Origin of the sequence: Micromonospora sp. C28SCA-DRY-2 (genome assembly GCF_030519475.1) — a bacterium.
Classification (GTDB): Bacteria; Actinomycetota; Actinomycetes; order Mycobacteriales; family Micromonosporaceae; genus Micromonospora.
Genome location: NZ_JAUMKD010000008.1, coordinates 98,517 through 124,806, shown reverse-complemented (window position 1 = coordinate 124,806; position 26,290 = coordinate 98,517). Strand labels below are relative to the sequence as shown.

Genomic DNA, 26,290 nt, shown 5'->3' with positions numbered 1-26,290 from the left:
ACCCGGTCACTGCGCTGCCTTCCGTTCGCGACTGCGGGGCTCGCAGAGCCGGCTCACTCCTCGCGCTCACTGCCGCTCCTCCAGGTCGCCCTCGGTGGTCAGGTACGTCTCCCGGAGCCGGTCCAGGGTGGCCGGGGCGGGAGCGGCCCACAGGCCCCGGTCGGCGGCCTCCAGCAGCCGCTCGGTGATGCCGCGCAGCGCCCACGGGTTGGACCGCTCCAGGAACTCCCGGGTGGTCTCGTCGAAGACGTACGCGGCCGCCAGGTGCTCGTACATCCAGTCGTCGACCACGCCGGCGGTGGCGTCGTAGCCGAACAGGTAGTCCACGGTGGCGGCCAGCTCGAAGGCACCCTTGTAGCCGTGCCGGCGCATGGCCGCGATCCACTTCGGGTTGACCACCCGGGCCCGGAACACCCGCCGGGTCTCCTCGCCCAGCGTCCGGGTCCGCACGTCGTGCGGCATCGCCGAGTCGCCGACGTACGCGGCCGGGGCGGCGCCGGTGAGGTGGCGGACCATCGCCACCATCCCGCCGTGGTACTGGAAGTAGTCGTCGGAGTCGACGATGTCGTGCTCGCGGGTGTCCTGGTTCTTCACCGCCACCGCGATCCGGGCGAAGGAGCGTTCCATGTCCGCCCGCGCCTCCCGCCCGTCCAGCCCCCGGCCGTAGGCGTAGCCGCCCCAGACCGCGTACACCTCGGCCAGGTCGGCGTCGCTGCGCCAGTTGCGGGCGTCGATCAGCGGCAGCAGCCCGGCGCCGTACGCGCCCGGTTTGGAGCCGAAGATGCGGGCGGTGGCCCGGCGTTCGTCGCCGTGCTCGGCCACGTCGGCGGCGACGTGCGCGCGGACGTGGTTGTCGGCGGCCGGCTCGTCGAGGGCGGCGACCAGCCGCACGGCGTCGTCGAGCAGCGCGACGACGTGCGGGAAGGCGTCCCGGAAGAAGCCGGAGATGCGCACCGTGACGTCGATCCGGGGCCGGCCCAGCTCCGCCAGCGGCACCACCTCGACGCCGGTGACCCGGCGGGACCGGTCGTCCCAGGTGGGCCGGCAGCCGAGCAGCGCGAGCACCTCGGCGATGTCGTCGCCCTGGGTCCGCATGGCGCTGGTGCCCCAGACGGTGAGCCCGACCGAGCGCGGGTACCCGCCGGTGTCGGCGAGGTGCCGGGCGAGCAGCGAGTCGGCGAGCGCCACGCCGACGTCCCAGGCGTTGCGGCTGGGGATCGCCTTCGGGTCGACGGAGTAGAAGTTCCGCCCGGTGGGCAGCACGTTGACCAGGCCGCGGGTGGGCGAGCCGGACGGGCCGGGCGGCACGAACCGGCCGTCGAGCGCGGCCAGCGTGTGCGCCAGTTCGTCGGTGGTCCGCTCCAGCCGGGGCACCAGCTCGGTGGCGGCGAAGCGGAGCACCGCGGCGGCGTCCGGGACGGCCCGGCCGGTGACCTCCTCGACCACCGCGTCGACCTTGTCGGGCGCCCAGCCGAGGGTCTCCATGCCGACCACCAGCCGCCGGGCGAGCGCCTCGATCAGGTCCACCGCGTCGGCGGCGGTGCCGGCCGGCCCGTCGACGGTGTCGCTCAGCGCCTCCGGCGCGGTCAGCCGCTCCCCGGGCGCGGCGAGCAGCGCCTGCTCGTCCAGCCCGTACGCGGCGGCGAGCGCCTGCCGCAGGCCGGGCAGCGCGTACCGGCCACCCCAGACCTGCGGGGCGCGCAGCACGGCGAGGACGAGGTTCACCCGCGGCTCGCCGGTGGGCGCGGCGGCGAGGACGTGCAGCCCGTCGCGGATCTGCACGTCCTTGACCTCGCACAGGTAGCCGTCGAGGTGCAGCACGAAGTCGTCGAAGTCGTCCTCGCCGGGCATCTGCTCGGTGTGCAGGTCGTGGTGCAGCTCGGCGGCGCGCACCAGCGCCCAGATCTGGGCCCGCACGGTGGGCACCTTGGCCGGGTCGAGGGCCTGCACGGTGGCGTACTCGTCGAGCAGCTGCTCCAGCCGGGCCAGGTCGCCGTACGTCTCGGCGCGGGCCATCGGCGGCACCAGGTGGTCCACGACCACGGCGTGCGCGCGACGCTTGGCCTGGGTGCCCTCGCCGGGGTCGTTGACGATGAACGGGTAGACCAGCGGCAGGTCGCCGAGGACGGCGTCCGGGGCGCAGCCGGCGGCCAGCCCGACTCCCTTGCCGGGCAGCCATTCCAGGGTGCCGTGCTTGCCCAGGTGCACCACCGCGTCGGCGCCGAAGCCGCCGTCGGCGACCGGCGCGGCCAGCCACCGGTACGCGGCCAGGTAGTGGTGGCTGGGCGGCAGGTCCGGGTCGTGGTAGATGGCGATCGGGTTCTCCCCGAAGCCGCGCGGCGGCTGGATGAGCAGCACCACGTTGCCGAACCGCAGCCCGGCCAGCACGATGTCCCCGCCGTCGGTGTAGAGCTCGCCGGGGGGCTCGCCCCAGTGCTCACGCATCCGTTCGCGCAGCTCGGCGGGCAGCTGGTCGAACCAGCGGCGGTAGCGGTCGCCGGGCACCCGGGCGGGGGCGGCGGCGAGCTGCTCGGGGGTGAGCCACTCGACGTCGTGCCCGCCGGCGGCGATGAGGGCGTGGATGAGCGCGTCCCCGTCGTCGGGCACACGGGCGTCGCCGAGGTGGTAGCCGGCCTCGGCGAGCGCGCCGAGCAGCCGGACCGCCGAGGCGGGGGTGTCCAGCCCGACCGCGTTGCCGACCCGGGAGTGCTTCGTCGGGTATGAGCTGAGCACCACCGCGACCCGCTTCCGCGCGTTCGGCAGCCGCCGCAGCCGGGCCTGCCGCACCGCGACGCCGGCGACCCGGGCGGCGCGTTCCGGGTCGGCGGCGTAGCCGGAGAGCCCGTCGGCGTCGATCCGCTTGAACGAGAACGGCACGCTGATGATGCGGCCGTCGAACTCGGGGACGGCCACCTGCATGGCGGCGTCCAGCGGGGACAGTCCGGCGTCGCTGCCGGCCCACTGCTCCCGGGTGCTGGTCAGGCAGAGCGCCTGGATCACCGGCACGTCGAGGGCGGCGAGCGCGCCCACGTCCCGGGCGTCCTCGTCGCCGCCGCCGGAGGCGTCCGCGGCGACCGTGCCGCCGGCGGCGAGCACGGTGACCAGCAGGGCGTCGCAGCCGGCGAAGAGGCCCAGCGGCCCGGCGCCCGAGGTGAGCCCGCGCAGCGAGCCGCAGAAGATCGGCAGCGGGTTGCCACCGGCGGCGTCGACCGCGGCGGCCAGGGTGTCCACGAAGGCGGTGTTCCCGGCGAGGGCGTGCGCCCGGTAGAAGACGATGCCGACGGTCGGCCGGTCCGGGTGGGCGGGGTGCTCGCCGTGCACGCCGTAGGCCGGGGTGGGCGCGGGCGGGGCGAAGCCCTCGCCGGTGAGCAGCACCGTGTCGGAGAGGAACCGGGCCAGCTGGGCGAGGTTGGCCGGCCCGCCCTCGACCAGGTAGGCCAGCGCCTCGGTGGCCACTCCGGACGGCACGGTGGAGGCGGCCATCAGCTCGGCGTCCGGCACCGCCTCGCCGCCGAGCACCACCGTGGGCACGCCGGAGGCGAGCACCGTGGCCAGCCCGTCCAGCCACGCCTGCCGGCCGCCGAGCAGGCGTACGACCGCGAGGTGGACGCCGTCGAGCAGCGCGGGCACGGCGTCGGCGGCGACCCGGGCCGGGTTGGCCAGCCGGTAGTCGGCGCCGCTGGCCCGGGCGGCGAGCAGGTCGGTGTCGGCGGTGGAGAGCAGCAGGATGCGCACGAATGGCTCCGGAGAGTGACGCCTGCCCGGTCGACGGAGGCGGCCGGGCGCGGCGGGACGGGTGCTGGTTCAGCGGACGGGCGGCGCCGGCGGCCGGCTCACCGGCGGCGGGCCGGTGCCGGGACGCGGCAGGGTGCGGAACTCAGCGGTGAACGACGGTGCGGCGGCCCGCGGCGGGCGCGGCGGCGCGGCGGCTCAAGGCGGCGGGTGCGCTGGCGCGGCCGGGCCGGGTACGGCGGCCGCCGCCGACGATGGAGACGCGGTGCGTCATCGGGTCCTCCTCGGGTGTCCACGCCCTGGGGTCAACTCCCGACGGCCGAAGTATCCTGGCTCCCGGATCGACGCTCACCCCCGGCCTTCCAACCGCGCACGCACGGCCGTGACTCACGAGGGGGGATCGCTCCCCGGTGACAGTGGCGGGACCGCGCCGGAATCGCACCGGCTTCCTTCACTGCCGTCAGGCCGGGAATGCTGCCACACCCGCCGGGTACCGGTCAACGCGCCCTCGCCGCCCCGCGTCGCCCTGCGCCGCCGTCGAACCGCTCCGATCCGCGCGGAGCCGCATCGCTCCACCACCCGGGCTCTGCGTCAACCCACGCAACGGTTCCCGCCCGCTGAGGCCGCGTGGGTTGACGCCGGGCAGAGGGCACGCGGAGGGGGATGCCGGCGGCGCGGCCGACGTGCCGGGAGCCCGATCTCCGGCGGGGTTTAGGATCTTGGCGGACAGCCGTTTTCCGCACCCGTCCGAGGAGGTGTCGCGATGATCGACATGAGGTTCGAGCACCTCGCCGGGCGAGTCTGGCTCTGCCCCGGCGACCCCGATCCGGCGGCCGTACAGGCCGGCGTCGCGCTGGTCGCCGACGACCGGGGCAGCGTGCTGATCGACGCCGGGCAGAGCCCCGCGCACGCCCGGGAGATCCAGGCCGCGCTGCGCGCCGCCGGGCTGCCGGCGCCGCGCTGGCTGGTCTACACCCACCACCACTGGGACCACGTCTGGGGCGCCTGCGCCTGGCCGGACGTGGAGATCGTGGGACACGTCGCCGGCGAGCGGCTGCTGCGCGAGGAGGCGGCCCGGCCGTGGAGCCACCGGTACCTGCGCGAGCAGGTGCGGGCCAATCCGCGGCTCGGCCCCAGCTTCCGGGCCCGGGCGTTGGCCGTCGACTCGTGGGAGGGCTTCGCGGTGCTGCCGCCCACCCGGACCTTCACCGACGAGCTGGAGCTGCCGGTGGGCGTACGGGTGCGGCACGTCGGGGGCGGACACGCACCTGACTCCACCGTGGTGACCGTGCCGGACTCGGGGGTGCTGCTGCTCGGCGACGCCTACTACCCGCCGCCGGCACACCTGCGCACCCCGGCGGACCGGCCCGACCTGGGCCTGGTACGCCGGCTGCTGAGCGACGACGTCCAGTGGTACGTGGCGAGCCACCAGCCGCCGATGACGCTGGACGAGGCGCGCGCGGCGGTCGCCGCCGAGGCGTGAACCCGTCCTCGTCCGGTCAGCGGGCGCGCCGCTCCGGGTGGGCCCGGTTCCAGGCGCGCATCCGCTCCGGGTAGCCGGTGCGGGCCGCCTCGTACAGCGGCACCGCGTGCTTGCGGGCGATCGCGCCGGCGGCCCGCGGGGTGCCGGTCCGGCGGCGGATCCACTCGCCGTCGTGGGCGATCGCCACCACCGTGGTGTCCGTCGCCGTGGTCTCCGGTTCCAGGTAGAACTCCACGCCCCGGCGGCTGGTCACGAACGCCTCCAGCGCCGCCAGGTCCTCGCGGGTCGCCTCCCGGTCGAGTTTCGTCACCGCTCCCTCGGCGGCCCGCGGCCGCCGGCTGAACCAGCCCATGCCCCGCTCCTCTCCTCGCCCTCCCAGTGCACCACCCCTGCCTGGCAACCCCCTGGACACTCCCTGAGAGCCCCCTGCGCGGCGAACCGGGGATCGTCCGCCGGGAAGGTGGGCGTCGACGACCACCTGCTGAGCGATCGTGGTGACCGCCGTCGCGGGTCAGCGGGACGGGGGGCGGAGGGCGGGGACCAGGGCGAGGGTGGGCACCAGGAGCAGCGGCACCACCAGAAGGGCCTGCAGCGTGCCGACCCGGTCGCCGAGCATCCCGAGCAGCGGCGGCCCGCCGAGGAACGCGGTGTAGCCGATCACCGCGACCACGCTGACCCGGGCCGGGGCCCGCTCCTCGTCGTCGGCGGCCGCGCTCATCCCGACCGGGAAGCCGAGCGAGGCGCCGACGCCCCAGAGCGCGACGCCGGCGATCGCCACCGGCCCCGATCCGGCCAACACCGCCGTGGCGGCGCCGACGGTGGCGAGCAGGATGGTGGCGACCAGCACCCGCACCCGACCCCACCGGTCCAGCGCCAGGGTGCCGACCGTCCGGCCCAGTGTCATGCCGACCACGAAGACGCCGAAGACCGCCGCGCCGGCCGCCTCGCTGAGGCCGTGGCCGTCGACGAAGGCGACCGCCAGCCAGTCGTTGGCGCTGCCCTCGGCGAACGCCATCACCAGCACCAGCAGGCCGACCAGCAGGGTGCGCGGCTCCCGCCAGGCGGCCAGCAGGTCCCGCCGGCGGCGGGCCGGAGCCGGGGCCGTCGTGCTCTCCGCCACCGGCAGGAACGACCGGGCGGCCAGCACGGTGCCGACCAGCACCACCACGGCGATCGCGGTCAGGTGGGCGGCGATCGGCAGGCCGAGGCGGGCGGCTCCGGCGCCGAGCGCCGCGCCGGCCACCGAGCCGAGACTCCAGGCCGCGTGGAAGCGGGGCATGACGGTACGCCCGAGCCGTCGTTCCACGGCCGCGCCCTCGACGTTCATCGCCACGTCACAGGTGCCGGAGCCGTAGCCGAGCGCGAAGAGACCGACCGCCACCCCGATCAGCGAGCCGGCGAGGCCGGCGAACCCGGCCAGGGTGAGGCCGGCCGCGACGAGCAGGGTGGAGGCGGCCACCGTCCGGGACGTACCGAGACGCTGGGCCACCAGGCCGGCGGTGGGCATGGCGAGCAGCGCGCCGGCGGAGATCGCGAGCAGCAGCAGCCCGAGCCGGCCGGCGCTGAGCCCGAGCGCCTCGCGGACCGCCGGCACCCGGCCGAACCAGGTGGCCACGGCCAGGCCGTTGAGGGCGAACACCACGGCCACGCCGGTACGGGCGGCGAGCACCGATCGGGGCACGGCCGGGGCCGGTGCGGCGGGTGGGGCGGTGGCGGGACTCACGACGGGTTTCCTTCCGGTGGACGCACTTCCCCTCGATCGCACACCTGAGAGCGTTCTCACCACAACCCGGTTCCACCCCTTACCCACCGGCCCCGTGGCGCGGGATGATGCGGTGGGGACCGCCGGCGGGCGGCCGACCACGGGGAGGACAGCGATGACGACGGCACGCCGACCACCGACCCTCCAGGACGTCGCCGCGGCGGCCGGGGTCTCCCGGGCCACCGCCTCGCGGGTGCTCGCCGGCACCGGCTACGCCGCGCCGGTCACCCGCGACCGGGTCAACGCGGCCGCCGACCGGCTCGGGTACGCGCCGAACCTCGCCGCCCGGGCGCTGGTCCGGGGCAGCGGCGTGCGGCTGGTGGTCGTGGTGGCGGGCGCCGACGCCAGCGTCCTCGACGACCCGTACGTCGACCGGGTGGTCGGCGCGGCGGCGCGGGTCTGCGCGCCGTACGGGTTGGGGGTGGTGCTGCACTGGTTGCCGACCCGGGAGCCGGCCGGGCTGCGCCGGCTGGCCGAGGACCGCAGCGTGGGCGGGCTGGTCCTGGTCAACACCACCGAGGCGATGCTCGCCGCGATCCCCCGGGCGCTGCGCGGCCGGGTGGCCTCGATCGGCATCGGCTCCGCCCTGGTGCCCTCGTTCGACGTGGACAACGGCGGTGGCACGGCGGCCACGGTCCGCCACCTGTACGCCACCGGGCGCCGCCGCATCGCCATGGTGACCGGCCCGCGCTGGCTCTCCTGCGCCGGCCGCTCGGTCGGGGCGTACCAGCAGGTGATGCGGGACGCGGGGCTGCCGGTGCGGCTGGTGCCCGGCGACTTCACCGCGAGCCGGGGCCGGACGGCGGCCCGTGAGGTGCTGGCGCGCTGGCCGGACACCGACGCGATCGTCGGGATCAGCGACGCCACCGCGCTCGGGGTGATCGACCGGCTGCGCGGCGACGGCGTCGGCGTGCCCGGCGACGTCGCCGTGACCGGCTTCGACGACATCCCGCTCGCCGCGATGACCACGCCCGCGTTGACCACCGCGACCCACCCGGTGGCGCAGATCGCCACGGCCGCGGCGACCGCCGCGCTGGCCGGCCGGCCCGCGCCGCCGGTGACCGTGTTCCCGTCCCGGCTGGTCCGCCGGGTCAGCGGCTAGGACCGGACCGGCCGCGGCTAGGACCGGACCGGCCGCGGCTGGGCTGGGGCCGGACGGCCGCGGCGGCCCGGCCGGGCGGCCGTAGCGGATTCCCGTTCCGGCATCCGCGCCACGGCGACCGGCCGCAGGGCGAGCGCCGCCACGGCGGCCCGCGGCGCCGGGCGGACCGGCCGGCGCGACGGCACCGGATTCGCCGGCGAGCCGGCGAGCGGCCGGCGCGACGACCCCGGGGTTAGCCGCCGGTCAGCGGGGTATCCGCGGGCGCACGCCCGCCCAGGAACTGGAGAGCGCTGATCCCGTGGCCGAACCCGCGCCGCCGCACCGGCAGCCGGAGGAGAACCCGCGGCACGGCCGGCTGACCACGCGGCCGGCCGCGCCGACCGCGCTGGCCGCCGCCGGGCTGGCCGCGCTGACCGACCCGCACGGCGGGCAGTTGGCCATGGTGTACGCCCCGGAACCGGTCGACGGGCCACCGTACCGGCTGGTGCTGCTCCTGCACGGGGCCGGCGGCTCGGCCCGGCAGGGGTTGGACCTGCTGCTCCCGGTCGCCGACGAGCACCGCCTGCTGCTGGTCGCCCCGCAGGCCGAGTCGAGCACCTGGGACCTGATCGTCGAGGGGTTCGGGCCGGACGTGCGGCGGGTGGACGGGTTGCTGGCCACCGCCTTCGCCGGCTACCCGGTCGACCGGGTGGCGGTCGGCGGGTTCTCCGACGGCGCCTCGTACGCCCTCTCCCTGGGCCTGACCAACGGCGACCTGGTCGACGCGGTGGTGGCCTTCTCCCCCGGTTTCGCCGCGCCGCAGGTCACCCACGGCCGGCCCCGGGTGTTCGTCTCGCACGGCACCGCCGACCCGGTGCTGCCGGTCGACGTGTGCAGCCGGCGCCTGGTCCCCCGGCTGCGCGGCCTCGGCTACGACGTCACCTACCAGGAGTTCGCCGGCGGCCACGAGGTGCCCGCCGGCACCCGGCAGCAGGCCGTCGCCTGGCTCGGCGGGCGAGGCTGAGGGCACCGCCGCCCGGCTGGCTATGATCCGGGCGTGGACGGGCTGACCGGGTTGCTGGACGGGGCCCGGGCCCGGGGCGCGTTCCTGCTCCGGTCGGTGCTGGACCCGCCGTTCGCGCTGCGCATCGAGGACCGGGCGCCGCTGACCGTGGTGGCGCTGGTGCGCGGTGCCGCCTGGGTGGTGCCGGACGACGGCGAGCCGGCCCGGCTGGGCCCCGGCGACGTGGCGGTGCTGCGCGGGCCGGACGCCTACACCGTCGCCGACGACCCCGCGACCCCGCCGCAGGTGGTGATCCACCCCGGCCAGCGGTGCACGACGCTGCGCGGCGAGCCGCTGACCGCACTGTCCGGGCTGGGCGTGCGCACCTGGGGCACCGGCCCGGACGCCTCGACGGTGATGTTGACCGGCACCTACCAGCTACCCGGCGAGCTGAGCCGGCGGCTGCTCACCGCCCTGCCGCCGCTGCTGGTGGTCACCGGCGACGACTGGCGCAGCCCGCTGGTGCCGCTGCTGGCCGAGGAGGTGACCCGGGACGCGCCGGGGCAGGAGGCGGTCCTCGACCGGCTGCTCGACCTGCTGCTGATCGCCGCGCTGCGCACCTGGTTCGCCCGGCCCGGCACCGCCCCGGCCTGGTACGCCGCCGCCGGTGACCCGGTGGTCGGCCCGGCGTTGCGGCTGCTGCAGCAGGACCCGGCCCGGCCGTGGACGGTGGCCGCGCTCGCCGCCGAGGTGGGCGTCTCCCGGGCGGCGCTGGCCCGGCGTTTCACCGACCTGGTCGGCGAGCCGCCGATGACCTTCCTCACCGGGTGGCGGCTGGCCCTCGCCGCCGACCTGCTGCGGGAGCCGGACGCCACGGTCGGCGCGGTGGCCCGGCGGGTCGGCTACGGCAGCCCGTTCGCGCTCAGCGCGGCCTTCCGGCGGGTGCACGGGGTGAGCCCGAGCGCACACCGGGTCGGCGCCGCGACCGGCGACTGAACCGGCCGGCCGGGACCGGGCCTCGCCGGTGCGGCCGGCGTCAGGCCGGGTCGGTGGCGGCGCGCAGCAGGGTGCGTACGGCCGCCGCGAGGTCGGCCCGGCTGGCCGGGCTGCCCGGCGGCGGGGCGCTCAGCGCTCCGGCGCCGACCAGCCGGTCGAAGAGCAGCCCGTCGACGAACGCGACGAACTGGTCGCCTCGCCGGCGCGGGTCGGGCGCGCCGGCCCGGGCGAGCAGGTCGCGTGCCTGCACCCGCAGGCCGGTGCCGTGTTCGAGGATCTGCCGCAGCTCCGGCCGGTGCACCGCCTCCAGCAGGCAGGCGTACCGGGCCAGGGTGCGACTGCGGCCGGCGGTGAGCCAGCGGTCCAGCACCGCTGCCACGCCGGCGGCGAGCCGGTCGAGGTCGTCCGGGGTGAGCGGCGGCCCCGGCGGCCCGGCCGGCCGCTGCCCGGCCGGTAGCTGCTCGGCCGGCGGCCGCCCGGCCGGTAGCTGCTCGGTCGGTAGCTGCTCGGTCGGTAGCTGCTCGGCGACCAGGTCCGCGCGGTCGAGGTCGGCCAGCCGCTGCACCACCGCCTCGATCAGCGCCCGGCGGGTCCGCAGGTAGGCGGAGGTGGTGCCGAGCGGCACGCCGGCCCGGGCGTCGACCGCCCGGTGGGTCAGCGCCCGCATGCCCCCCTCGGCGAGCAGCTCGATCGCCGCGTCGGCCAGCGACGCCACCCGTTCCGCCCGTGCCATGCCCCTCCTCGGCCCGCTTCTACGGATGTAGTATGCCCTTCTACAGACGTAGAAGGGGCGGGTGCGATGGACGCGACGCGGACGGCGGTCGTGGTCGGCGGCGGGATCGGCGGTCTGGCCGCCGCACTGGCCCTGCACCGCGCCGGCTGGCGGGTCACCGTGCTGGAGCGCGCCCCCGAGCTGCGCGAGGTCGGCGCCGGGCTCACCCTGATGGCGAACGCGCTGCGCGGGCTGGACGCCCTCGGGCTCGGGCCGGTGGTCCGCGCCCGGGGGCGGCAGGCCCCCGGCGGCATCCGCACCGCGGGCGGGCGCTGGCTGTCCCGGTTGGACGCCGACGAGATGGCCCGGGTGCTGGGCACCACCGCGCTCGGCATCCACCGCGCCGACCTGCACCGGATCCTGGCCGACGCGCTGCCGGCCCCGGCGCTGCGCACCGGCGCCGAGGTGGACGACGTGGACCCGGACACCGGCGAGGTGCGCTACCGCCGCCACGGCGAGCCGGCCACGCTCCGGGCCGACCTGGTGGTCGGCGCCGACGGCCTGCACAGCGTGCTGCGCGCCCGGCTCTGGCCCGAGGCCCCGGCCCCGGTGTACGCGGGCTCGACCGCCTGGCGCGCGGCGATCCCGTTCCCGGCGCCGGTGCCGGCGGCGATCAGCTGGGGCCCGGCCGCCGAGTTCGGCATGGTGCCGCTCGGCGAGGGGCGGGTCTACTGGTACGGCGCGGTGACCGCCCCGCCCGGCGGGCGCGCCCCGGACGAACTGGCCGCCGTGCGCGAGCGCTTCGGCGCCTGGCACGACCCGATCCCGGCCCTGCTCGCGGCCACCCCGCCGGAGGCGGTGCTGCGCAACGACATCCTCCACCTCGGCACGCCGCTGCCGTCGTACGTGCGGGGGCGGGTCGCGCTGCTCGGCGACGCGGCGCACGCGATGACCCCCAACCTCGGGCAGGGCGCCTGCCAGGCGATCGAGGACGCGGTGACGCTCGGTGCGGTCTGCGCCGGCGGGGCGGCCGACGTGCCCGCCGCGCTGGCCGCGTACGACCGGCAGCGGCGGCCGCGCAGCCAGGCCGTCGCCCGGGCGGCGGCCCGCACCGGCCGGTTCGGGCAGCAACTGCGCCACCCGGTGGCGGTCGCGCTGCGCAACACGCTGATCCGGCTGACCCCGGCCCGCTCCGCGCTGCGCGGCATGGCCCGGTACGCCGACTGGCAGCCGCCGACCGCCAGCGCCCCGCCCCACCCCGCACCAGGCCGCTGACCCGCCCGGTCAGCCGGCGGCGGGGGGCCGGCCGGCCCGGCCGGTGGCAGCGAGCGCGGCCAGGCGGGCGTGCTCGAGCGAGCCGAGGAACCGGGCCAGCACCTCGACGGTGCCCGGGGTGTACGGCCGGCCGTCGAGGACCTCCTCGGCGGGCACGAACAGGATCGCCGCCCCCTCGCCGAGCACCACGTCGTCCTGCCCGGCACCGGTCGCGCCGCAGAAGTAGTGCTTCACCCGGCCCAGCTCGGGCAACTCCTGCCGGGCGAAGAGGCGCAACCCGTGCTCGGCGCGCAGCCCGGTCTCCTCCCACAGCTCGCGGACGGCCGCCTGCTCGGCGGTCTCGCCCGGTTCGCCGTGTCCGCCGGGCAGACCCCAGACGTTCGGATGCTTCGGGGCGTGCTCGTCGCGCAACTGCAGCAGCAGGCGCCCGTCCCCGTCCACCAGCAGCACGGCCGAGATCGAGATCATGTCGCAGCGTAGCCCGAGGCCGGCGTGATACCGGAGCGTCATCGTGATGGCTCTCCGGTGCCACCCTCGCCGGGACATTTGCCGATCCGCGACACGCCGGGCGGGCGACGGCGGGCAACCGGCGGCGCGGGCGCCGGGAAATTGGCACCCGGCGGCCAACCTTTCAGATTAGCTATTCGACCGGTGATCGGCCTCAACCGAACGTGACAACGGGCCGGTAAGATCGGCGACTTCGTTGTGACTGATCGCTGACTGCTGACCGTGATCCGGATCACACAGACTGTGCCCATGATGACGGGACTCGTCCGCGGCAGAGCGCTCCGCGTCGCGGGGTGTCTCGCTCTCGTGGCCGTATTGAGCGGCTGCATGGAACTGAACATGGGGCTGGCCGTCAACGCCGACGACACGGTGACCGGCCAGCTCCTGCTGACCGCCCGGAAGACCGTGTTGACCAGCGGGAACCGGACTGTCGAGGCGGGCTTCGCCGAGCTGCGGCAGAACATCCCGGCACTGCCGCCCGGCGAGGAGACCCGCTACGAGGACGCCCGGGTCTTCGGTTTCCAGATCACCTATCGGAACACCCCGCTGAGCGATTTCAACAGCGAGAGCGTGAAACTCGTCCGGGACGGCGATCTCTACCGGTTCACCCTGCCGCTCGACCCGCAGAAATACGGCGGCAAAATCGCCGAACAACACCCGCAGAGTCAGCAGGATTTCCTGCGGCTGATGTCGTTCGAGATTTCGGTGACCTTCCCCGGCCCGGTACGCGAGACCAACGGCACTGTCAACGGACGGTCGGTCAGTTGGCAGGTCGGCAGCAACCAGAACAAGCCGGCCGAATTGCGGGCGGTCGCCGAGGCGCCACCGCGGCCGTCGGCCGCCGCCGCCGAGGACGACGCCGGGGGCTTCCCCTGGCTGCTGGTCGTCGCCGGGGCGGTCGGCCTGCTCGTCGTCGCCGTCGTCGTCGTACTGCTGCTGCGGCGGCGCCCGGCGGCGCCCGCGACCGCCGGTGGGGCCGCGCCCGGGCCGGCGCCCGCCGGCCCTGCGCTGCCGGGCCAGCCGGGCGGCCCCACCCCGCCGGGCCGGGTGCCCGGCGGCCAGCCGGCGGCGGGGTCGACGCCCGCCGGCCCGCCGGAGTCCGCCTGAGACACCCCACCCGCTCCCGTCCGCCGCCGCGGACGGGCCGTCGGAGACTCCCCGGAGCCACCGGCCCGCACCACCACCCCGGTCGCACCACCGCACATCGAAGGGGGGATCGGCCATGAACGATCTTTTCACCTGGGCCGCCCTGGGCAGCCTGACCGGCGCGAGCGCCGCCACGCTGCTGGCCACCAACGTCATCGGCGGGCTGATCGGCCCGAGCGGCGACAAGGCCCGCAAGTGGATAGCGCTGGGCATCGCGCTCGCGCTGTCCTACCTCACCGCGGCGTTCGCCACGGACGCCGGCGCCGAGAAGTGGATCATCGCGTTCTTCAACGGCCTGGTCATCTTCTCCGCCGCGCTGGGCATCAACCAGCTGCCGCCCGGCAACCGGCAGGCGACCCAGGCGTCGCCCACCCAGCTCGCGCAGGGTCGCGAGCCCCGCATCATCCGCTCCTGGGTCTGAGAGGTGCCGCCATGATCTACGGAATCGTCAGCACCGCCGTGCACGTGGCCACCGGCGCCATCCTCGGCCAGCTCGCCGGCGGCACCGTCGGGCTGCTGGTCGGCGCGGTGCTCGGCCTGCTGGTCGGCGGGGTGTTCGGCTGGGCGGTCGCCTCGGCCCGGGTCTACGGCGCCGACCCGAAGGGGGTCCTCCTCTTCGTCGTCGACCACACCTGGAGCCTGCTCAACACCGTGGTCGGCGCGATCTACCTGGCCGTCCACCTGGTCTTCGGGCACTCCCTGGACCGGGCCACCTCGCAGCACAGCTGCCGGGTCAACGTGGTCGAGGGCGTCTCGCCCCGCTACGCCACCACGATCGGCACGGTCTGCGCCGGGTCCGGCCCGGGCATCCAGCGCCACGAGGACGTGCACATCCTCCAGGCCCGCATCCTCGGCCCGCTCTACATCCCGCTGGTGCTCGCCAACTACGTGCTGTTCACCATCGCCCCGGTCTGGTTGCTCTACCACGACCACAGCAACGCGCCGATCAACCGGTTCACCCGCTACTTCGAGATCGGCGTCTACCCGCACGTGTGGAACGAGGCCATCGCCTACCGGGTGCAGGGGACCCCGCCGCGATGACCACCGGTGCGCGCGGTCCGATCGAGACGGCCACCGCCGAGCTGGCGGCGTGGCTGGCCGGGGCGGCGGGGGAACCCGTCCCGGTCGGCCCGCCGCGGCCCGACGACGACGGCGCCCGGCTGACCCTCTGGCCGCTGGAGCTGCGTGCGGCCCGGCAGACCCGGGGCAGCGGCGGCGTCCGCGAGCCGTACCGGTTCACCGTGCGCTACCTGCTCTGCGCCGGCGGGCCGGCCGCGCTGCCCGGGCTGGACCGGGTGCTCACCGCCGCGACCGCCGGCGGCGAGCACACGGTGGTGCTGGAGGCCGGCGACCCGCGACTCTGGCAGGCGTTCGGCACCGGGCCCCGACCGGCCCTGCTGATCGACGTGGCCGCCCAGGTCGCCCACGCCGGCACGGCCGCGCCGCCGGTGCTGGCCCCGCTGCGGCTGCGGCAACTGGAACTGCTGACCTTCGACGGGCGGGTGGTCGGCCCAGCCGAGCAGCCGCTCGCGGCCGTCCGGGTCGAGGTGATCGGCCAGCCGTACGCGACCAGCACCGATCCCGCCGGCCGGTTCCGGATGGTCGGCGTGCCGCACGACCCCGACCACCCCGGCCCGGTGCGGCTGCGGCTGACCAGCCGCGGCCAGGTGCTCACCGCCGAGGTCGACCCGGCCGAACCGGACATCGTCATCGTCTGCCCACCACCGTCCCGCTGACCCGATCCGGGAGGACCGATGCCCACCTACTTCTCGCCCGGCATCTACGTCGAGGAGGTGCCCAGCGGCGCCCGCCCGATCGGACCGGTCGGCACCAGCACTGCCGCGTTCGTCGGCGTCGCGCCGGACCGCGGCGCCCACCTCGGCCGGGCCCAGGCGGTCAACAACTGGTCGGACTTCCTGCGGCTCTACGCCGACGGGGAGCGGCTGGAGAGCACGCCGCTGGCCCGGGCCGTGTTCGGTTTCCTGGACAACGGCGGCACCCGGTGCTGGGTGGTCAACGTCGGCGAGGACGGCGCGATCACCGGCACCGGCCAGCGCCGCGCCGGCCTACAACTGCTGGAGGCCGTCGACGAGATCTCCATCCTGGCCGCGCCCGGCTTCCACGACCCGGTGTCGCACGAGGCGCTGCTCAGCATGGCCGAGCGGACCCGCACAATGGTGGCGATCTGCGACCCGCCGCCGGACGTCGACGACATCTCCACGCTGACCCGGGTGGCCACCCCGAGCGGCGGCAAGCCCCCGAAGCCGGCCGACGGCTCCGGTGGCGGTTCCGGCGGTTCGGGTGGTTCCGGGGGTTCCGGCGGGGAGGCGGCGCACCGGCCCCGGCAGTCGGACTTCGGCACCTTCTACTACCCGTGGCTGCGGGTCCGCGACCCGCTCAGCGGAGAGCTGGTGCTCACCCCGCCGAGCGGGCACATCGCCGGCATCTGGGCCCGCACCGACGCGCTGCGCGGGGTGCACAAGGCGCCGGCCAACGAGCCGGTACGCGGCGCGGTCGACCTGGCGTACCTGGTCACCCGGCCCGAGCACGACGTGCTCAACCCGAAGGGCGTCAACGTGATCCGCTACTTCGCCGGCGAGGGCATCCGGGTCTGGGGCGCCCGTACGCTCGCCGCCGAGGCCAGCGAGTGGCGCTACCTGAACGTGCGGCGGCTCTCCATCGCCATCGAGCAGGCGATCGCCAACGGCACCCGGTGGATGGTCTTCGAGCCGAACGACTTCTCGCTGTGGCGCTCCATCCGCCGCGACATCGGCGCCTTCCTGACCCGGGTCTGGCGGGACGGCGCCCTGCTGGGCCGCACCCCCGAGGAGGCGTTCTTCGTCAAGTGCGACGAGGAGACCAACCCGCCGGACGTCCGGGACGCCGGCATGGTGGTCGCGCACATCGGCATCGCGGTGGTGAAGCCGGCCGAGTTCGTGGTGTTCAAGCTGAGCCAGTGGGCCGGCGGCGCCGAGACCGAGACGATTGGAGGCTGACATGCCGACCACGGCCACCCCGCAGCCGGGCGCCCCGGTCGACCCGTACCGGGCCTACAACTTCAAGCTGCTCGTCAACGGCGTCACCAACGGGCACTTCACCGAGGTCAGCGGGCTGGAGATGAACATCCCCGCGCTGCCGTACCGGGAGCAGGGCAACGACCGGATCCGGATGATCCCCGGCCAGGCCGAGTACGAGCCGGTGACGCTGCACTTCGGGCTCACCGCCTCCCGGGAGCTGTGGGACTGGGTGCACGCCGTCGCCCGGGGCATGGTGAGCCGGCGCAACGTGTCGATCGTGCTGCTGGACGCCGCCGGCACCACCGAGGTGCTCCGCTGGAACATGATCAACGCGTGGCCGACCCGCTGGCGCGGCGCGCACCTGAACACCCTCGGCCAGGAGATCGCCATCGCCGCGCTGACGCTGCGCTACGAGGGTCTGGAACTGGAGACCGGCGTTGCCGCCCCGACGCCCGCGTAGCTGGCTGGCCGACCGGCTCCGCGCCCTCGCCGGCGGCGCGACGCGCCTGGCCGGGATCGTCGAGCCGGACACGTCGACCGGGTCCGGCCGGGACGCCCGGCGCGTCACCCCGGCCGGCCCGGAATCCGGGGACCGCCCCGGACGGCTGGCGTCCGGCGCGGGCGGCCCGACGCTCCGCGCAGCCGCCGACCGGTCCAACATGGACGGCGCGGCCACCCGCACGGCCGGCGGCCGGCCCAGCCGGGACGACGCGACCACCCGCACAGCTGATGGCCGCCTCGGCCAAGGCGACGTGACCGCCCGCCCGGCCAGTGGCCGAGCCAGCCTGGGCGACGCGACCACCCGCACGGCCGGCGGCCGGATGGAGCCCACCGGTTGGCCCTTGCGCCGCCCCGGTGAGCCGCCGGAGCACTGGCTCCGCCTGGTCGCCGTACACGCCCCCGGCCTCCTCCTCGACCTCCCCCACGCTGTCCCCACTCCCCCGCCCCCGTCGCCCCACAGTGTTGATCAAGGCGGTCCCGTCAGCGACGGCTACACCCCTGACGGACAGCCCGTGCTCAACGGGCCCGGGGAGCTGGCGGTCGGGCGGGCCGCCGGGGATTGGGGGGTCGTGCTGCGGCCGGCCGTGCCGCCGGTAGCGGGTGATGCTGGCGCCGCCGCGGCGGGCAGCGACGGGGTCGGCGCCGGCCGGGCCGGCCCGGCCGAGGCGGGCGCCGGCCGGGCCGGCCCTGCCGAGGCGGGCGCCCGCGGGGCAGGCGCTGCCGGGGCAGGCGTCGGCGGCGGTGGGGCGGGCGTGGGCAGGGTGGGCGGCGGTGGGGCGGGCGTTGCGGGTGATGCGGCGGTCGCACCCGGAAGGCGGGTGCGCGGCCCCGGGTTGAGCGGCCTCGGGGGGCCGGAGGCAGGCCCGGCTGGCATGGCTGCCTCCGCCAGTGCCCGTCCGGGTGCACACCCGACCGACCCGGGACCACCCCCCGGCCCCCAGCGGGGTGCGCACCGGACCGGGCCGGGATCAACCGGCGCCGACCGAACGGGTCCGTACCGGACGGACCTGGGAGCACCCGGCGCCACCCGGCCGGGCGCAGACCGGACGGTCGGTGGGACAGCGGCGCTCACCCCGGACTCGGGTGGCACCAGCGGGTGGAACGTCGGCGACATCCGGACCCGAGGCACCGGTACGGGCCCGCCCGGCGCCGCCGCCGCCGGCCGAAGCCGAGGTGCGGACGGCAGCTCCGGCCCGCCCGGCACCGGCCGCGCCGGCGAGGGCAGCACCGGCGCCCCGGGCCACGGCGCGATCGATGCCGGCCACCCGGCTCCCGGCCCTGCCCCGGGTACGCCATCCGCGCCCCCCGCCCCCGGCCAGGGTGGCGGCGCATCGGGTGGCCCGGTGCGGTTCGAACCGAACTCCGGTCGGGCCGGCACGGGCGGCGGGAATCGCGACGACGCCGTTCTCCGCCGGCCCGACCCGACTCACCCGACCACCCACCCCACTCCCCCGCCGCCCACCCGGAGCACGCGGCAGATCTTGGACGATTCCGGCCTCTACCGGGGCCGTTCCGTACCAAGATCTGCGGCACGGGTACGCGGCGCGGAGGTGGGGTCGCGGTGGCCGGGGCTGCCTGAGGGCGGCGCGGGTGGGGGGGTGCCCCCGGCCGTCGGCGACCGGTGGCCGGAGCTGCCCGACGACCGGGCGCTGTGGACGCCGGCCGGGGACACCCTGGACCAGGCGCACCTGCACCGGCTGGACCGGGAACAGGCGGGTGCCTGATGGAACGGGTCGCCTTCCTCGTCGACGCCACCGGCGACCGGGTGGACTGCCTGCTCAACCCGGAGACCGTGCAGGTGACCCGGCTGGCCGGGATCCGGCCCCGGGGCGCGGCGGGCGGCCAGCTCACCGGGGCCGGGCTCGCCGACGACCCGCTGGTGTTCACCGGCGGCGGGCGCACCGAACTCGTCCTCGACCTGCTCTTCGACGTGGACTTCGCCGAGGGCCAGGTCCGCCCCACCGACGTGCGGGAACTCACCCGACCGCTGTGGCTGCTCGCGGAGAACTCGGCCACCGAGCACGGCTGGCTGCGGCCGCCGTTGGTGCGGCTGGTCTGGGGCAAGACGTGGAACGTTCCGGGCGTGATCGTCGCCGTGGCGGAACGCTTCGACGCGTTCACCGTCACCGGCTCGCCCCGCCGGTCCTGGCTGCGGCTCAAGCTGGTCCGGGTGGCCGAGTCGGCCGACCGGGCACGGGAGGGCTTCGCCGAGGAACTCGCCGCCGCCGGCACCCCGGCCGCCGCGCCCGGCAGCGCCGTGGTGGCCGCCGGCGACGGCGCGGCCGAGCCCGACTACTCGGGCGTACGGTTCGACCTGCTCGCCCACGACGCGCTCGGCTCCCCGCTGCGCTGGCGGCTGCTGGCCGAGCACAACCGGATCACCGACCCGCTGACCGTGCCGGCCGGCACCGCCCTGGCCGTCCCACCGCCGGCCGCCGGCCCGGCCGCCCCCGCGTCGCCGGGAGGTGCCCCGTGACCGTCGCCGCACCCCGCGCGCTGACCGTGCTGCTCGACGGCGCCGCGCTGCCCGACGGCACGAGCCGGCGGGTGGTGTCGGTACGGGTGGCCGCCCGGCTCGACCAGCCCACCCAGTGCGAGGTGGCGCTCACCACCGCCCCCGGCGCCGCCGCGCTGACCCCGCCGGTACGCACCGGCGGCACGCTCGACGTCCGGCTGACCGACCGGCCCGAGGCGCTCTTCGCCGGAGAGGTCACCTGCGTGGAGGTCGAGTACGCCGCCGACGGTTCCGCCCTGCTGCGGGTGCGGGCGTACGACGCGCTGCACCGGCTGCGCAAGCGGCAGCGGTTGCGGGTGTTCGAGTCGGTGACCGCCGCCGACCTGGCCGGTGAACTCTGCGCCGACGTCGGGCTGACAGTGCTGGCCGAGACCGACGGGCCCCGGCTGGAGCGGCTGGCACAGCACCGGCACACCGACCTCGACCTGCTGCTGGAGACGGCCGGCCGGGCCGGGCTGCACCTGGCCGTCGACGGTGACCGGCTGCGCCTGGTGACCCTGGCGGGGTACGGCGAGCCGGTCCCGCTGGAGCTGGGCCGCTCGGTGCACACGCTGCGGCTCTCCACCAACCTCGACGCCGCGGCCGGGGACAGCGCGGCGCTGGGCTGGCACCCGCAGCGGGCCGAGCCGATCAGCCAGCGGGCCGGCGCGCCGCGCTGCGGGCGGCGCACCGCCGCCGACCCGGACCCGGCGGACGTGGGCGCGGACGGGGTGCGTACCGCGGTGGACCAGCCGGGGCGCAGCGACGACGAACTCGCCGCGCTGGCCCAGGCCGGCCTGGACGCCCGGGTCGCCGCCCTGGTCACCGTCGAGGGGGTGGCCGAGGGCGATCCGGCGCTGCGCCCGGGCCGGCGGATCACGCTGACCGGGGTGGCCGCGCCGGCCGAGGGCAGCTACGTGCTCACCGAGGTGGTGCACACCGTCGACGGCAACGGTCACCTGACCCGGTTCGGCACCGCCCCGCCACCGCCGCCACCGGCCGGCCCACCCGCCCCGGCGGTGCTCACCCTGGGGGCGGTCACCGACGTCACGGACCCGGACGGGCTGGGCCGGGTCCGGGTGACGCTGCCCGCGTACGGGGAGTTGGACGCCGGGTGGCTCGGGGTGCTCTGCCCGGGCGCCGGCCGGGGCAAGGGGATCGTGGCACTGCCCGACCCGGAGGACACCGTGCTGGTGGCGCTGCCCGGCGGCGAGCCGGCGGCCGGGATCGTGCTCGGCTCGCTGTTCGGCGCGGTCGAGCCGTACGACGCGGGGATCCACGAGGGACGGGCGGGCCGCTGGTCGCTGCGGACCGCGGGCGGGCAGTCGATCGTGGTGGACGACGCCGGCCGGCGGCTGCGGCTGGCCATCGACGGCGGCAGTTGGCTGGAGCTGACCCCGGAGCTGGCCACCCTGCACGCGGCGAGCGACCTGGTGCTCTCCGCGCCCGGCCGGGCGATGGTGGTCCGGGCCCGCAGCGTGGACTTCCTGCACGCCGAGGCGGCCGAGGACGCGGAGACCGCCGCCGAGCGGGCCCGGACCCTGGCCCGCGCCCAGCACGAGGGAGGTGGCTGATGCGCTGGATCCACCGCGAGTCGGTGATCAGGTGCGACCACGACGGCCGGGTGGAGAACCGGGCCTCGCAACGGTGGGTCACCGTCACCGGCGTACCGGTGCTGGTGGACGCCGACCCGGAAGGGCGCGAGATCACCGCCTGCCCGAACTACGGGCCGACGATCAAGCCGTGTGCGAGGACGCTGCGGGTGCGGGTCGGCTACAGCGACTGGCTGCGGATCGACGGGCACCGGGTGCTGCTGTCCCACCTGGACGGCTTCACCGACGGCACCCCGCCCGGCCTGGTCCACCACCGGGTGCGGGACCCGCGCCAGCGCTTCCTGGGGGCCGACCGGTGAGGGCGTTCCGGTTCCTCGGCGCCGGCTTCGACGCGGGTCGCACCGGTGGGCTCGCGCTGACCGCGGCCGGCGGGCTGGCCATGACCGAGGGCGACGAGACGGTACGCCAGGCGCTGTTCCTGCTGCTGTCGACCACCCCCGGCGAGCGGCTGATGCGCCCCGGCTACGGGTCCCGGCTGCACCGGCTGGTCTTCGCGCCGAACGACGACACCACCGCCGGGCTGGCCATCCACTACGTCCGGCAGGCCATCGCCCGCTGGGAGCCCCGGGTCGAGGTGGTCGACGTGGACGCCGGCCCGGACCCGGACGAGCGGTGGCGGCTGGTGATCCGGCTGGACTACCGGATCCGGGCCAGCCTGGCCCCCGGCCAGCTGGTCTTCTCGGTCGACCTGCTGCCCGCCGACGACCCGGCCGACACCGGCCCGGCCACGGGCGCCCGACCTGTCGACCCGCCCGACCCGGCGGACCGCGCGGGTGGAGCGCCGTCATGACCCTGCCCGTGCCGCACCTGGACGACCGGACCTTCCTCGACCTGGTCACCGAGGCCCGGGAGCGGATCCGCCAGTCCTGCCCGGGCTGGACCGACCTGTCCGCGCACGACCCGGGAATCGCCCTGGTGGAGGCGTTCGCGTACCTCACCGAGGTGATGATCTACCGGCTGAACCAGTTGCCGGAGAAGGCGTACGTGTCGTTCCTCAACCTGCTCGGGGTGACCCGGCACCCGCCGGCGGTGGCCTGGGCGGACGTCCGGTTCACCCGGACCGGCGGGGACCGGGGCGCGATCCGCATCCCGGCCGGCACCCGGGTCGCCGCGGCCCGCGGCGCCGATCCCCGGCCGGTCGTCTTCGTCACCACCGAGCCGGCGCTGCTGCCCGCCGGGCAGGCCGAGGTGACCGTCCGGATGCACCACTGCGAGCCGGTGGAGGCGGAACTGCTCGGCGTCGGCACCGGACAGCCCGGCCAGGTGCTGCGCGCCGCGCGGGCGCCGCTGGCGCGGACCGCCGAGCCGCTGGACCTGCTGCTCGGGGTGGAGGTGCCGGCCGGCTCGGTGGAGCTCGGCGCGGCGGCGCGGGAGCACGAGGGGCGCACCTTCGAGATCTGGCGGCCGGTGGACAGCTTCGCCGGCGTCGGCCCGCAGGCCCGGGTCTACCTGGTCGACCGCTGCTCCGGCACGGTCACCTTCGCCCCACCCCTGGACCTGCGCGACCCGCCGCCGGACGCGACGGACGCCGCCCCCACCGGTCCGGCCGGCCCGGACGGCGGTACCGGTCCGGCCGACGCCGTGGATCCGGGCGGCGCGGGTGGGCCGGTGACCGTGGCGGCGGTGCCGCCGGCCGGCCGGCAGATCCGGCTCTGGTACCGGGCCGGCGGCGGACCGGCCGGCAACGTGGCGGCCGGCACGCTGACCAGCCTGCGCGACCCGCTGCCCGGGGTGCGGGTGGAGAACCCGGCGCCGGCCGCCGGCGGGCGGGACCTGGAGTCGCTGGAGTCGGCCCTGCTCCGCGGCCCGTACGAGTTCTTCGCCCAGCAGCGGGCGGTGACCGCGCGGGACTACGAGGTGCTCGCCGCCGGCTCCGGCGCGGTGGCCCGGGCCCGCGCCTTCACCCGCGCCGCCGTCTACAGCTACGCCCGCCCGGGCGAGGTCGAGGTGCTGCTGGTGCCGTACGTGCCGGACGCGGCCCGGCCCGGCGGCCGGCTGCCGGTGGCGGTGCTGCGCGAGCACGAGGTCGAGGAGGCCCGGGCCCGGGTCGAGGCCGACCTGGACCGGCGCCGGGCGCTGGGCACCAGTTGCCGGGCCGGCTGGGCCCGCTACAAGGCGGTGTCGATCCGGGCCCGGGTGGTGGTACGCCGCGAGGAGGACGCCGACGCGGTCCGCCGCCGCATCCACGACCGGCTGCACTCCACGCTCAGCCCGCTGCCCACCCCGCTCAACCCGACCGGCTGGGCGTTCGGCGAGCCGCTGCGCGCCTCGAACGTGTACCGGCTGCTGGAGCACGCCGAACCGGGGGTGCGCTACGTCGAGTCGGTGCGCTTCGTGGTAGACGAGGCGCCCGACGGGCAGGTCGGCACCGTCGCGGTGGACCAGTACCAGCCGCGTACCTGGTACGCCGGGCGCGGGCCGGTGCTGTTCCGCTCCACCAACGCCGGCGCGGGCTGGGAGCCGGCCGGCCGGTTCGACGGCGAGACGGTGCTGCGGGTGGCCCCGGCCCCGGCCCCGACCCGCCCGGGCATCGTGCCCCGCCCCGGCGCGGTCGCCGCGGTCACCCTGCGCTCCGGCGGCGGGTCACGGGTGCACCTGAGCACCGACCTGGGCGAGACCTGGTCGCTGCTGACCGACCTGGCCTCCCGGATCACCGACCTGGCCTGGATCGACCGGGACGGCGCCGGCGCGCTGCTGGTCGCCACCGACGCCGGGCTCTACGAGGTGTCCCTGCTGCCCGGCGCGGTGCCGTTGCAGATCCTGGTCGACCCGGCCGACGCCGACCGCGGCTTCTACGCGGTCCGCGCGTTCGTCTCCGAACGCGGCGCGCCCGGGGTGGCGGTGGCCGCCCAGGCCGGTTTCGGCGTCTACCTGTCCACCGCGGCCGGCCGGCCCGGCACCTTCGGCCACGTCGGCCTGGCCAACGTGGACAACCGGGTGCTCGCCGTGCAGTACGACGGCCCGGCCACGCTGCTGTGGAGCGGCACCGGCGAGCCGGACCCGAAGAAGCCCGGCCAGGGTTGCTACCGCACCCGGCTGTTCGAGTCGGACGTGCAGTGGCAGGCGGTGCAGGCCGGCTGGATCGGCGGCACCTGCCGCGATCTGGCCTTCGCCGGCCCGCTGGCGGTCGCCGCCACGCAGAGCGGCGGGGTGCTCCGGCTGGACACCCTGGCCGCGCAGCCGCAGTGGGCGCCGGTGATGGTCAACTGCGGGCTGCCGCTGCGGGACCGGACCCGGTTCCTGCCGGTGGACGCGATCGCCGCCACCGCCGGCCCGGACCGGCTGATCCTGGCCGGCGGCGAACGCGGGGTGTACCGCAGCGGCGACGCCGTCGACTGGTCGGCCAGCGCCAACCAGGCCACCGCCGACGTGGTGACCGTTCCCGAGACCTGGCTGCTCTGCTCCGGCGAGCACGACATCGAGGTGGTGCGGCAGGATGCGACGCGCGGCGATTGAGCGGCTGCTGCCCGCGGCGTACCAGCGGGCCTGCGTGCCGGGCAGTGTGCTGTGGGCGCTGCTGGACGTGATGGAGGCGCTGCACGCCCCGGACGAGGCGGTGCTGGCCGACGTGGACGCGCTCTTCGCCCCGTACCGGGCGCCGGACGCCATGGTCGTCCAGCTGACCCGCTGGGTGGCGATGGACCACGTGGTGGTCTCGCCCCGGCCGGACGCCCCGCTGCCGCTGCCGCTGGGCCGGCTGCGGGACCTGGTGGCGCACGGCGCGCTGCTGGCCCGCTGGCGCGGTACCCCGTACGGGCTGCGCCTCGCGCTGGAGGTGGCCACCGGGCTGCGCGGGTTCGTGCTGGCCGAACCGGCCGACCGGCCGTTCCACGTGGTGGTGCGGGTGCCCGCGGCCGCCACCGCGCAACAGCTCGCCGTGGTCGCCCGCATCGTCGAGGCGGAGAAGCCCGCGTCGACCACCGTCGAGATCGTCGTCGCAGAGGAGCCCTCATGACCACCGAGTGGGCGGTCGTCGCGGCCGCCGAGCAGTTCACCCTGGACGCCCGCAACACCGGCGAGCTGACCTTCACCGTCTCCAATCCCGGCGTCGCGCCGGACACCGTCGTCTTCGACGTGGCGCCCGGCGAGGGCAGCCAGCGCTCCTGGTTCACCGTCACCGAGCCGCAGCGGGTGGTGCCCGGGCAGGGCTCGGTGTCGTTCCTGGTCCGGCTGGTCGTGCCGGCGGGCACCGCGCCGCGCCGCTACGACATGACCGGGTTCGCGTACTCGGCGAACACCGCGCCCGAGGAGAGTTCCCGCTCCAGCGGGCGGGTCACCTACGAGGTCCGCGCGGTCACCCCGACCCGGCGCAGCCCGTGGCCGTGGATCGCCGCCGCGGCGGCGCTGGTGCTGCTCGCCTCGGCGGTGGTGGTCTTCCTGGTCACCCGGGACGGCGACCCGGTGACGCCGGGCGAGCCGCGGGTGGTCACCGTGGAGGCGGAGGACCTGGTCGACGGGGCGACGGTGCTGTCGCCGCGGGGTGCCGCGGCCACCGTGGTCCGGCAGCCGAACTGCTGCGGGGTGGTCTGGTCGCAGGACACCCAGCTGTTCTTCCAGGGCCGGGCGATCGGCGACCAGGTCACCGTCACGGTGACCCTGCCCGCGGAGGCCACCTGGCGGTTAGCCACCGTGCGCACCACCTCGTTCGACTACGCCAACACGGTGTTCACCATCGACGGCACCCAGGTCGGCGACGTCTTCCTCGGCTTCAGCCCGGCGGTGGTCCGCACCGACTGGATCGACGTGGGCACGGTCCGGCTCGGGCCGGGCCCGCACCGGATCACGCTGGTGGTGGTCGGCAAGACGCAGGGCACCGACCGCTACTTCGCCGGGATCGACGCCATCCGCTTCACCGAGGTCGCCCCGGCGGACACCCGATGAGCGAGCGCAGCGAGCGAATGAGCCGGCTCAGTGCGAAGGTGCCTCATGACGGCACGCAGCGCAGCGGAGTGCCGTCATGAGCGAGCG

The 26,290-nt window shown here is 76.5% G+C and carries 24 protein-coding genes and 1 riboswitch; of the genes, 19 read left to right on the top strand and 5 right to left on the bottom strand.

Annotated features, from left to right (window positions below; translation table 11 throughout):
• Positions 1-66: 66 nt before the first annotated feature.
• Positions 67-3,735, bottom strand: coding sequence for a cobaltochelatase subunit CobN (gene cobN, locus Q3W71_RS26490; RefSeq protein WP_302922191.1), 3,669 nt, complete (start codon positions 3,733-3,735; stop codon positions 67-69).
• Between the two features lie 319 nt (positions 3,736-4,054).
• A riboswitch (cobalamin riboswitch) is annotated at positions 4,055-4,184 on the bottom strand.
• A gap of 311 nt (positions 4,185-4,495) precedes the next feature.
• Between cobN and Q3W71_RS26485 the strand changes: the two genes are divergently transcribed.
• Positions 4,496-5,215 (top strand): MBL fold metallo-hydrolase, encoded by a 720-nt coding sequence (locus Q3W71_RS26485; protein ID WP_302922190.1) that lies wholly within the window; start codon positions 4,496-4,498, stop codon positions 5,213-5,215.
• A 16-nt stretch (positions 5,216-5,231) separates the two neighbouring features.
• On the opposite strand, the gene Q3W71_RS26480 is transcribed toward Q3W71_RS26485, so the two are convergent.
• Entirely contained in the window at positions 5,232-5,567 is a 336-nt protein-coding gene (locus Q3W71_RS26480) for a hypothetical protein (protein ID WP_088994030.1), read from the bottom strand.
• A 159-nt stretch (positions 5,568-5,726) separates the two neighbouring features.
• On the bottom strand, positions 5,727-6,938 hold the full coding sequence (locus Q3W71_RS26475) for an MFS transporter (RefSeq protein WP_302922189.1): 1,212 nt from the start codon (positions 6,936-6,938) through the stop codon (positions 5,727-5,729).
• 154 nt (positions 6,939-7,092) lie between these two features.
• Here Q3W71_RS26475 and Q3W71_RS26470 point away from each other — a divergent pair, with 154 nt between their 5' ends.
• The 3 genes from Q3W71_RS26470 (at position 7,093) to Q3W71_RS26460 (ending at position 10,057) form a co-directional block, all read left to right on the top strand.
• The gene (locus tag Q3W71_RS26470) at positions 7,093-8,079 is read left to right on the top strand and encodes a LacI family DNA-binding transcriptional regulator (protein ID WP_302922188.1); all 987 of its coding nucleotides are present in this window, start codon (positions 7,093-7,095) and stop codon (positions 8,077-8,079) included.
• A 298-nt stretch (positions 8,080-8,377) separates the two neighbouring features.
• Entirely contained in the window at positions 8,378-9,082 is a 705-nt protein-coding gene (locus Q3W71_RS26465; RefSeq protein WP_302922187.1) for an alpha/beta hydrolase, read from the top strand.
• A 33-nt stretch (positions 9,083-9,115) separates the two neighbouring features.
• The gene (locus Q3W71_RS26460; protein WP_302922186.1) at positions 9,116-10,057 is read left to right on the top strand and encodes an AraC family transcriptional regulator; all 942 of its coding nucleotides are present in this window, start codon (positions 9,116-9,118) and stop codon (positions 10,055-10,057) included.
• A 40-nt stretch (positions 10,058-10,097) separates the two neighbouring features.
• On the opposite strand, the gene Q3W71_RS26455 is transcribed toward Q3W71_RS26460, so the two are convergent.
• Complete coding sequence (locus Q3W71_RS26455; protein ID WP_302922185.1) at positions 10,098-10,790, bottom strand: TetR/AcrR family transcriptional regulator; 693 nt, start codon at positions 10,788-10,790, stop codon at positions 10,098-10,100.
• Positions 10,791-10,856: 66 nt separating this feature from the next.
• On the opposite strand from Q3W71_RS26455, the gene Q3W71_RS26450 reads away from it, so the two are divergent.
• Positions 10,857-12,044 carry an FAD-dependent oxidoreductase gene (locus tag Q3W71_RS26450; protein WP_302922184.1) on the top strand — a complete coding sequence of 396 codons (1,188 nt, stop codon included), beginning with the start codon at positions 10,857-10,859 and terminating at the stop codon, positions 12,042-12,044.
• 9 nt (positions 12,045-12,053) lie between these two features.
• Here Q3W71_RS26450 and Q3W71_RS26445 read toward each other — a convergent pair whose 3' ends face one another.
• Positions 12,054-12,512: an NUDIX domain-containing protein gene (locus tag Q3W71_RS26445; protein WP_302922183.1), complete on the bottom strand. Its 459-nt coding sequence runs from the start codon at positions 12,510-12,512 to the stop codon at positions 12,054-12,056.
• Between the two features lie 366 nt (positions 12,513-12,878).
• Between Q3W71_RS26445 and Q3W71_RS26440 the strand changes: the two genes are divergently transcribed.
• From Q3W71_RS26440 to Q3W71_RS26375, 14 genes are all read left to right on the top strand, one after another.
• The gene (locus Q3W71_RS26440; RefSeq protein WP_302922182.1) at positions 12,879-13,658 is read left to right on the top strand and encodes a DUF3153 domain-containing protein; all 780 of its coding nucleotides are present in this window, start codon (positions 12,879-12,881) and stop codon (positions 13,656-13,658) included.
• Between the two features lie 115 nt (positions 13,659-13,773).
• Complete coding sequence (locus Q3W71_RS26435) at positions 13,774-14,118, top strand: hypothetical protein (RefSeq protein ID WP_088994040.1); 345 nt, start codon at positions 13,774-13,776, stop codon at positions 14,116-14,118.
• Between the two features lie 11 nt (positions 14,119-14,129).
• Entirely contained in the window at positions 14,130-14,738 is a 609-nt protein-coding gene (locus tag Q3W71_RS26430) for a glycine zipper family protein (RefSeq protein WP_302922181.1), read from the top strand.
• Positions 14,735-15,433 (top strand): carboxypeptidase-like regulatory domain-containing protein, encoded by a 699-nt coding sequence (locus tag Q3W71_RS26425; RefSeq protein WP_302922180.1) that lies wholly within the window; start codon positions 14,735-14,737, stop codon positions 15,431-15,433. Before Q3W71_RS26430 ends, Q3W71_RS26425 begins: the two co-directional genes overlap by 4 nt.
• Positions 15,434-15,451: 18 nt before the next feature.
• Positions 15,452-16,693, top strand: coding sequence for a phage tail sheath subtilisin-like domain-containing protein (locus Q3W71_RS26420; RefSeq protein ID WP_302922179.1), 1,242 nt, complete (start codon positions 15,452-15,454; stop codon positions 16,691-16,693).
• Between the two features lies 1 nt (position 16,694).
• Positions 16,695-17,174, top strand: coding sequence for a phage tail protein (locus Q3W71_RS26415; RefSeq protein ID WP_302922178.1), 480 nt, complete (start codon positions 16,695-16,697; stop codon positions 17,172-17,174).
• 1,639 nt (positions 17,175-18,813) lie between these two features.
• Positions 18,814-18,939 carry a hypothetical protein gene (locus Q3W71_RS26410; RefSeq protein WP_302922177.1) on the top strand — a complete coding sequence of 42 codons (126 nt, stop codon included), beginning with the start codon at positions 18,814-18,816 and terminating at the stop codon, positions 18,937-18,939.
• Positions 18,939-19,691: a hypothetical protein gene (locus Q3W71_RS26405; RefSeq protein ID WP_302922176.1), complete on the top strand. Its 753-nt coding sequence runs from the start codon at positions 18,939-18,941 to the stop codon at positions 19,689-19,691. Before Q3W71_RS26410 ends, Q3W71_RS26405 begins: the two co-directional genes overlap by 1 nt.
• Positions 19,688-21,283 (top strand): contractile injection system protein, VgrG/Pvc8 family, encoded by a 1,596-nt coding sequence (locus Q3W71_RS26400; RefSeq protein ID WP_302922175.1) that lies wholly within the window; start codon positions 19,688-19,690, stop codon positions 21,281-21,283. Before Q3W71_RS26405 ends, Q3W71_RS26400 begins: the two co-directional genes overlap by 4 nt.
• Positions 21,283-21,621 (top strand): hypothetical protein, encoded by a 339-nt coding sequence (locus tag Q3W71_RS26395; protein WP_302922174.1) that lies wholly within the window; start codon positions 21,283-21,285, stop codon positions 21,619-21,621. The genes Q3W71_RS26400 and Q3W71_RS26395 overlap by 1 nt, the downstream gene beginning before the upstream one ends.
• The gene (locus Q3W71_RS26390; protein ID WP_302922173.1) at positions 21,618-22,112 is read left to right on the top strand and encodes a GPW/gp25 family protein; all 495 of its coding nucleotides are present in this window, start codon (positions 21,618-21,620) and stop codon (positions 22,110-22,112) included. The genes Q3W71_RS26395 and Q3W71_RS26390 overlap by 4 nt, the downstream gene beginning before the upstream one ends.
• On the top strand, positions 22,109-24,778 hold the full coding sequence (locus Q3W71_RS26385; protein WP_302922172.1) for a putative baseplate assembly protein: 2,670 nt from the start codon (positions 22,109-22,111) through the stop codon (positions 24,776-24,778). Before Q3W71_RS26390 ends, Q3W71_RS26385 begins: the two co-directional genes overlap by 4 nt.
• Positions 24,759-25,277 (top strand): phage tail protein, encoded by a 519-nt coding sequence (locus Q3W71_RS26380; protein ID WP_302922171.1) that lies wholly within the window; start codon positions 24,759-24,761, stop codon positions 25,275-25,277. The genes Q3W71_RS26385 and Q3W71_RS26380 overlap by 20 nt, the downstream gene beginning before the upstream one ends.
• A complete protein-coding gene (locus tag Q3W71_RS26375; protein WP_302922170.1) occupies positions 25,274-26,203 on the top strand; it encodes a hypothetical protein in 930 nt (309 codons plus the stop codon). The genes Q3W71_RS26380 and Q3W71_RS26375 overlap by 4 nt, the downstream gene beginning before the upstream one ends.
• The last annotated feature ends 87 nt before the right edge of the window (positions 26,204-26,290 follow it).